General features: G+C 57.3%; 1 protein-coding gene. It reads left to right on the forward strand.

What is annotated here, in order from left to right; genetic code table 11:
• Positions 1-450 (forward strand): zinc-ribbon domain-containing protein (locus DEO48_RS22985; protein WP_258306160.1); only part of this gene is annotated, 450 nt, incomplete at its 5' end.
• Positions 451-513: the final 63 nt, after the last annotated feature.

The following is a 513-nucleotide window of genomic DNA, read 5'->3' on the forward strand; positions in this document are numbered from 1 at the left end:
CGTGTCTGGCAGCACACCGGAGGTGACGGTATGCGCATACTGAAATGCTATCTCGCGAACGATGCTTCAGGCCGCTTCGTCACGGCGGATGATGCCGCGAGGGCGCCGGACAGCGTATGGACCTGTGCGTCCTGTGGCTGTGTGCTGTACCTGCTGACGGGCTTTGGTGAGAAACCCTGGTTTGAGCACGACCAGCAGACGGTGGCCGAACATGTGCTGATGAACTGTGCGCATCTGGACCCGGAGGTCAAAGCTGAAGCCCGACGCAGGAAACTGCGCCGCCTCATCGGTGGTCTGGATGCGCCGGTGATGTCGCTTGCCTGGTACTGCGCGTGGTGTGGTAACCATTATCAGGGCGTGAAGTATTGCGCACGCTGCCTGACCGGCATTTACAGCATCGAAGAAGCGAACTGGCGGATGAATTACTGCTGCAACACACTCCCCGGATAAGTCCTGTACTCACCTTCTGTATCAGATAGTTACCGTGTGACCTGAATCAACAAAAGAGAACCT

The organism is Enterobacter sp. CGMCC 5087, from assembly GCF_003144775.1.
GTDB classification, from domain to species: Bacteria; Pseudomonadota; Gammaproteobacteria; order Enterobacterales; family Enterobacteriaceae; genus Enterobacter; species Enterobacter cloacae_M.